Origin of the sequence: Klebsiella sp. ME-303, assembly GCF_007910085.1 — a bacterium.
Classification (GTDB): domain Bacteria; phylum Pseudomonadota; class Gammaproteobacteria; order Enterobacterales; family Enterobacteriaceae; genus Klebsiella; species Klebsiella michiganensis.
On the sequence record NZ_VOJB01000062.1, the window covers coordinates 82,961 to 90,362 of the forward strand.

Annotated in this window: 7 protein-coding genes; 2 read left to right on the forward strand and 5 right to left on the reverse strand. The window is 60.5% G+C overall.

Going from position 1 to position 7,402, the window contains the following annotated elements; all coding sequences use genetic code 11:
* The 5 genes from entH to entC all read right to left on the reverse strand — a co-directional run.
* Window positions 1-355 (reverse strand): proofreading thioesterase EntH (gene entH, locus FQK12_RS07770; RefSeq protein ID WP_146295686.1); only part of this gene is annotated, 355 nt, incomplete at its 3' end.
* Window positions 356-1,111 carry a 2,3-dihydro-2,3-dihydroxybenzoate dehydrogenase EntA gene (gene entA, locus FQK12_RS07775; RefSeq protein ID WP_014228362.1) on the reverse strand — a complete coding sequence of 252 codons (756 nt, stop codon included), beginning with the start codon at window positions 1,109-1,111 and terminating at the stop codon, window positions 356-358.
* On the reverse strand, window positions 1,111-1,962 hold the full coding sequence (gene entB / locus FQK12_RS07780; protein WP_014228361.1) for an enterobactin biosynthesis bifunctional isochorismatase/aryl carrier protein EntB: 852 nt from the start codon (window positions 1,960-1,962) through the stop codon (window positions 1,111-1,113). Before entB ends, entA begins: the two co-directional genes overlap by 1 nt.
* A gap of 13 nt (window positions 1,963-1,975) precedes the next feature.
* On the reverse strand, window positions 1,976-3,583 hold the full coding sequence (gene entE, locus FQK12_RS07785; protein WP_014228360.1) for a (2,3-dihydroxybenzoyl)adenylate synthase EntE: 1,608 nt from the start codon (window positions 3,581-3,583) through the stop codon (window positions 1,976-1,978).
* Window positions 3,584-3,592: 9 nt separating this feature from the next.
* Window positions 3,593-4,768 carry an isochorismate synthase EntC gene (gene entC, locus FQK12_RS07790; RefSeq protein ID WP_014228359.1) on the reverse strand — a complete coding sequence of 392 codons (1,176 nt, stop codon included), beginning with the start codon at window positions 4,766-4,768 and terminating at the stop codon, window positions 3,593-3,595.
* Window positions 4,769-4,955: 187 nt separating this feature from the next.
* Between entC and fepB the strand changes: the two genes are divergently transcribed.
* Both fepB and FQK12_RS07800 read left to right on the forward strand, forming a co-directional pair.
* Complete coding sequence (fepB, locus tag FQK12_RS07795; RefSeq protein WP_014228358.1) at window positions 4,956-5,915, forward strand: Fe2+-enterobactin ABC transporter substrate-binding protein; 960 nt, start codon at window positions 4,956-4,958, stop codon at window positions 5,913-5,915.
* A 229-nt stretch (window positions 5,916-6,144) separates the two neighbouring features.
* Window positions 6,145-7,402 (forward strand): glycosyl hydrolase family 18 protein (locus FQK12_RS07800; RefSeq protein ID WP_261392894.1); only part of this gene is annotated, 1,258 nt, incomplete at its 3' end.

Genomic DNA, 7,402 nt, shown 5'->3' on the forward strand with positions numbered 1-7,402 from the left:
ACACCGCAATTTCCCAGCTCTGGCCCTGACGCCCCAGGTGCAGCGCCCGGCATTCGCCGCGGACTTTGCCGCTGGAGACCGCCCGGTGATGGGTGGCGTTGAGCTCGGTCCCCACTACGCACTGTCCCTCTTCGGTCATCAGCCACCCGGCCATCGAGCCCAGGGTTTCCGCCAGCGCCGCGGAGGCGCCGCCGTGCAGCAGCCCGAACGGCTGATGGGTTCGCGCGTCGACCGGCATTTCCGCTTCCAGCACGCCCTCCTCAAGCCGGGTATAAACGATGCCCAGATGCGCGACCATCGTATTGACGCTGGTCGCGTTGAGTTCATCCAGCGTCAGCTGACGTTTCCAGGCCATTTATGCCCCCAGCGTCGAGCCGCCGTCCACCACGATATCCTGCAGCGTGATATGGCTGGCGTGGTCGGAGGCGAGGAACAGAATGGTATTGGCAATCTCCTGCGGGCGGGCGATTTTGCCCAGCGGAATGCCCAACTTAAACTGCTCGCCGAAGCCGCGAATGCGCTGCTGCTCAGCGTCATCGCTCACCCACAGCGTCCGCTGCATATCGGTATCGGTAGAGCCAGGAGAAACCAGATTACAGCGTACGCCGCTGCCCGCCAGCTCCAGCCCGACGGTCAGCGCCAGGCTCTTCAGCGCCGCCTTTGACGCGCCGTAGGCGCTCATGCCAATGCGCGGCGTATGCGCAGCGTCGGACGCCACGGTCACAATCGCCCCGCCTTTTTGGCGGCGGAACTGCCCCATCGTCTGCTGGAACAGGTTAAACGCCCCGCCAACGTTAACGGCAAAGGTCTGCTGCCAATCTTCCTGGCTCAGCGCATCGGTCGCCCCCATCCGCAAAATACCGGCGGCATTGACCAGCACATCCAGCCGCGCGATCCCTGCCAGCAGGCGGCCGCACGTCTGCGCCACCTGCTGCGCGTCGGCAACGTCCAGCGTCTCGGTGGCGAACGGGTAGCTTTCGCCGTCGAACGCCAAATCAAACCCGGTTACCTGCGCGCCGGCCTCAACGAACGCCAGGGCGGTGGCGTAGCCGATCCCCTTGCCCGCGCCGGTGATCCACACGGTCCGGCCGTGAAAATCGAGCCCGTTCATTATTTCACCTCGCGGGAAAGCAGCGCCCACCAGGCATCAATGGTCGGATTTTTCGCCAGCACCACGAAGTCGATATCGCCGTGCACTTTACGCCAGCGGGCGGCGAGCGCCATCATGCGTACCGAATCCAGGCCGTAGTCGATCAGGTTTTCGTCATCCATCGGTTCGTCGGATTCATCCAGCAGCGGCAGCACCAGCGCCCGCAGCGCCGCTTTCGATGCCGGCAGCGGCAGCAGCTCTTCGGTCATCACCACTCGACCGGAGCGACCCGCCACGTAGTTGAGCGCCATCAGGTGCTCCTCGCGGCTGAAATCGGCCAGCGCGTCGGCAACGAAGAACGGCTTAATATCGCGCATAAACGCATCGGTCGCAGTGGTCATGCAGCCGATATGGGCATATACGCCGGTGATGATTAGCTGATCGCGCCCCGCGTCTTTCAGCATCTCCTCCAGCGGCGAGCGATGAAACGCGCTGTAGCGCCACTTCACCAGCACGGTATCGTTGTCGTCCGGCGCAAGCGCGGCAATCACCTGCTGCTGCTCCGGCGAACGGGTCAGGCCAGGCCCCCACATGTCGTTCAGCAGCGCGCGGTCTTCATCGCTCTGCTCTTTCGGCTGGGCGGTGTAAAAAACCGGAATATGGTTCTGTTTGCAGAACTCGCGCAGGGCGGCGATGTTGGCCACCACTTTCTCCATCATCGCGCTGTTTTCGCCCCAGAAGTTAAGGAAATACTCCTGCATATCGTGGATCAACAGCGCGGCACGGGACGGCTCAAATGCCCAGTTCACTTTGTTCGCCGGGATATCGCTGGCTTCCGGCAGCGCGTAAGCCTGTAATTTTGGGATTGCCATTCTGTCTTCTCCTTCAGCCCAGCTTGCGTTCAGCCAGCCACTGACGTAATTGTTTTTTATCGACTTTGCCCACCGGCGTCAGCGGCAGCGCATCAACGCACTCCACGCGGTCCGGCAGTTTAAATTCTGCGACCCCTTGTTCCCGCAGGAAGCGGCGTACCGCCACCGCGCGCAGAGGCTCTTTTACCACCAGATATGCGCAGCTCTTTTCCCCCAGCAGGCTATCTTCCATGCTGACCAGCGCGACGTGGATCACCGCCGGATGGCGCAGCAGCAGGTTTTCGATCTCTTCCGCCGCGATCTTCTCGCCGCCGCGGTTGATCTGATCTTTTTCCCGCCCCTGCACGGTGATATAGCCATCTTCATCGATCGAGATCAGATCGCCAGAGCAGTAGAAACCATCGGCATCAAAGGCCTCGGCATTATGCTGCGGGCTCTTGTAGTACCCGCGGAAGGTATAAGGGCCACGGGTCATCAGGCGCCCGACTTCGCCGCGCGGCAGCGGATTACCCTGCGCATCGGCCACCCACACTTCGTCATCAGGACACATCGGGCAGCCCTGGGTATTGATAATGCGCTCGGGGCTGTCGTTGAGGCGGGTATAGTTCACCAGCCCCTCCGCCATGCCGAAGACCTGCTGAAGCTGACAGCCGATTTCCGCCGGAATACGCGCGGCGAGGGTCGCGGACAGGCGCGCCCCACCTACCTGCAGCAGCCGCAGCGACTGCAGACGGGCATTGCTGCCGGACTCATGGATCTCCTGTAACCACAGGCTTACCGCCGGCGGAACCAGCGAGGTCAGGTTAATCTGGTGCTTTTCGATCAGCGGGAAGCAGAGGGTGGCGCTCGGGTCGTGCGCCAGCACCACCACGCCGCCGGCGAGGAAGACGCCGAGTGAACCCGGCGAGCTCATCGCGTAGTTGTGGGCGGCGGGAAGCGCGTTCAGATAGCGCGTTTCGGCGCTTACGCCGCACAGCTGATTGCTGCGGCGAATGCTGTATTCGTAGTCGTTATGAGTACGCGGAATGAGCTTCGGCGTACCGGTGCTGCCGCCGGAGAGCTGGAAAAAAGCCACTTCGTCAGCGGGCGTCGGATGCGCGACGAAATTATCGTCAGGCTGGGCGATGGCCGCCGCCAGGCTGCGTTCGCCGCCGTCGTTCAGCAGCAGGGCCACGCGTACCGACGCATGCTGGGCGACAAAAGCGTTAAGAAAATCATCATCGGCAAACAGCGCGTGTTCGCGGTCGGCAATCAGCAAAGCGGGTTCAATCTGCGCGGCGTAGGCGTTCAGCTCGCTACGCTGGTGGCTGAACAGCGCGTTGACCGGCGCAACGCCGATCCGCAGCAGCGCGAAAAAGGTGATATAAAATTCCGCAACGTTGCCCAGCTGCACCAGCGCCGTTTCGCCGCGCTTCAGGCCCTGACGCTGCAGCGAGGAGGCGAGGTTATCCACCAGGCGGTTGAATTCACGGTAGCTGTAGCTTTTGTCGCCGTCGATAATCGCGGGAGCGTCGTTTTCCGCATGACGGGTAATCAGATAGGTTAGCGGCAGATCCTGCCAGTAACCTTTTTGCCGATAGCGGGCCGCAAACTCTTCTGGCCAGCGGGTAAATTCGATCATCATAGTCCCTTATTGCAAGCCGAATACGTTCAGCATGGTGGTCAGTTTGACGCCGGTTTCGCGCCACTCGCCTAGCGGCGAAGAGGCCGGGACGATACCTGCGCCAGCAAATAGCCGCAGGGTGCGCTGCTGCAGGCGCGCGCAGCGGATGGTCACCACCCACTCGCCGTTGCCTTCATCATCGCACCAGCCGACAATGCCGCCGAACAGCTGACGGTCGAACGGCTCCAGTTCGTTAATCAGGCGTTTCGCCGCCTGATGCGGGAAGCCGCTCAGCGCCGGCGTCGGGTGCAGCAGGCAGGCCAGCGACATGGCGTTCTCATTTGCCAGCGCGGTGCCCTGAATCTGCGTCGCCAGATGCCACAGGGTCGGCGTGGTGATCAGCTGCGGAGAGTCCGGCAGGGAGAGTTCGCTGCTGCGCGGCGCTAATACGGCCTTCATCGCCTGGGTCACCAGCTCATGTTCGTGGCGGTCTTTTTCCGATGCCAGCAGCCTGTGCCCCGCTTCGCGGTCCAGCACATCGTCCGGCTGGCGACGGGCCGAACCGGCCAGCGGCAGAGAGCTGAAATGCGCGCCTTCTTTACGCAGCAGCAACTCCGGGCTGGCGCCCAGCAGCACGCCGCCGTCCGAGAGCGGCACGTGGAAGTTATAGCTGGCCGGGTTCTGGGCGATCAGGCGCTCGAGCAGCGCCCCGCTATCAACCCGTTCGCGGGTGGTGATATCAATCAGGCGCGAGAGGACCACTTTGTCCACTTCCGGCGTCGCGGTGAGGGCCGCCGCGCGCGCCACCATCGCCATGAAGGTGTCCTGTTCAGGGATCTCCCGGCGCTGCACCACGTCCATCGGCTGCTGCCCGGACGCATAGCGCGCGGAGTGCTGCTTTTCTGGTCGGGAGAAGGTTTCCCAGCTTGTGGGTATAAACAGCTCGGACGGCTCGCTGGTATCAAACGGAATGGCGCCGACCATTATCGGCTTAGCGATCCCGGCAGCCCGCGCCGCTGCAAAGGCGGCAGCCATTTTGCGCTGGAATTCCCCGTCCAGATTTTCGCCATCGGCGGCAGGATGAGAAAACCGACTAAAGCAGCCAGCGGTGGTGAAGCTGCGGTACGGCGACATAAAGAAGAAGCTTTCCGGCGGCAGAGTCATTTTTTTCTCCCGTACTTCCTCAGCCAAAGACGTTTCCATATCATCCTCCAAAAACGATAAAGATATTACGAATAATTATCATTTATATTTTGGTTGGGTAACCTAAAAGGTATTGCGCGCTATGTCAACCGTACAGGTAGCATGTTGTGCGACTTAAGCTTGCATCGACGCCGCTCACAGCTGAAAATGAGAAGCATTTATCACTACTTAACCAGGATGCGAATACGTGAATTTCTCCACCTTTTGCCGCCGTACCCTCCTCGCCAGCGGCCTGGCGATTTTCGGAATTAGCTCAGCGCTGGCGACAGACTGGCCGCGTCAGATAACCGACAGCCGGGGACCCCATACGCTGGAAAGCCAGCCGCTGCGCATTGTTTCCACCAGCGTGACGCTGACCGGCTCGCTGCTGGCGATTGACGCGCCGGTGGTGGCCAGCGGGGCCACGACGCCCAATAACCGCGTCGCCGACGGTCAGGGATTTTTACGCCAGTGGAGCGATGTGGCGAAAGCGCGCAAGCTGTCGCGCCTCTATATTGGCGAACCGAGCGCTGAGGCCGTCGCGGCGCAAATGCCGGATCTCATTCTGATTAGCGCCACCGGCGGCGATTCGGCGATGATGCTCTACGACCAGCTTTCCACCATCGCCCCGACGCTTATCATTAACTACGATGATAAAAGCTGGCAGGCCCTGCTGATCCAACTGGGGGAGATTACCGGCCACGAAAAACAGGCGGCGGAGAGAATCGCGGAGTTTGATAAAAAGCTGGCGGCGCTGAAAGAGAAAATGAAGCTGCCGCCGCAGCCGGTCACCGCGCTGGTCTACACCGCCGCGGCCCATAGCGCCAATATCTGGACCAAAGAATCCGCTCAGGGACAGCTGCTCGAGCAGCTGGGCTTTACCCTCGCCGACCTGCCCGGCGGGCTGCATGCCAGCCAGAGCCAGGGAAAACGTCATGATATCGTGCAGCTGGGCGGGGAAAACTTAGCCGCCGGACTTAACGGCCAGAGCCTGTTCCTGTTTGCCGGCGACCAAAAGGATGCCGACGCGATTAACGCCAACCCGCTGCTGGCGCATCTGCCCGCCGTTGAAGGCAAACGCGTTTATCCGCTGGGGACGGAAACCTTCCGCCTGGATTACTACAGCGCCGTGCTGGTGCTGCAGCGCTTAGCGGCCCTCTTTTCATAAGCCACGCTTCCCGGCGTCGGTCGCCGGGATCTCATCGCGCCTCATTTCATATATCATCGCGTTGTTATAACAGGCTTTTTCACCGTTTAGCGCCCTATCACCCTCATCGCCCATCAGCCGAAATATCATCGTTTCAGGTGTTAATTTGTGATTAGCCCCGGCCGCCGCGTTGCCCGATTATCTGCCCCACACCGCTTGAGGTGGTCATTCAACACAGAAGGAAATTAACGTGGCAACGAGCAAATTGATTAAGGGCGATACGCTGACCGAAACCAGCAACGCCGCAGACGGCTTTAACCCGGCAACAGAAGTGAGCGCATACAGCTATACCTCCGCTCGCGTCGCTAAACCGGTCTATAACAAATACAAAGCCTCCACCACCAAACCCAAAGTCTTCGGCTACTACACCGACTGGTCACAGTATGATGGTCGTCTGCAGGGCGATAATTCAAAAGATAACCGCGGTCGCGGCTACGACCTGACCAACGTTTCTCCTACCGCCTACGACAAAATCATCGTCGGTTTCGTCGGCGTGACCGGCTTCCACAAAGTGGACAACCTGTGGCGCGACGTGGTTGCCGAAGGTGCCGATCAGTGCGGAAAAGTGAAGTACGAGCCCACCTTCCTCGACCCGTGGGGCGACTTCCAGTCTTACGTTAACGTTGGCCATACCGTCAGCGGCTGGGATGTCGATCCGAAGACCGTGACCCAGAGTAATACTAAAGGCCTGCTCGGCGGCCTGCGCGATCTGCAGGCTAAAGCGAAGCAGCAGGGCCACGACCTGGTGCTGTCCATGAGCATCGGCGGCTGGAGTATGAGTAACGGTTTCCATGAAACTGCCGCGTCTGACGCCTCGCGTAAGGTCTTTGCCAAAGGCGTGGTAAAACTGTTCAAGCAGTTCCCGATGTTCAGCGAAGTGGACATTGACTGGGAATATCCGAACGCCGAAGGCGCTGGCAACCCGTACGGCCCGGAAGACGGCGAGAACTACGCCCTGCTGATTGGCGAACTGCGTAAGCAGCTGGACGCCGCAGGCCTGAGCAACGTCAAAATCTCCATTGCCAGCTCCGCGGTGGTCAAGACGCTCGGCTACTCCAACGTCAATGCGCTGCTGAAAGCGGGCCTGTACGGTATCAACGTCATGACCTATGACTTCTTCGGTACCCCGTGGGCGGAGAGCGTGACCCACCACACCAACCTGAAGGCGCTGGAAGAAGGCGGCTGGGGGGTGGATACCGTTGTCGGCCATCTGCTGTCCGAAGGCTTCCCGGCAGAGCGAATCAACATTGGTTACGCTGCTTATACCCGTAACGGGCGCAACGCGGAGCTGGAATCCCTGTCCCCGCTGAAAGGCACCTATAGCCCGGGCACCGGCACCACCGTCGGCTCCTTCGAATCGGGTACCACCGAATGGTACGACATCATTTATAACTACCTGGATCTGGAAAACCAGAAAGGCCGTAACGGCTTCAACGTCTACACCGACA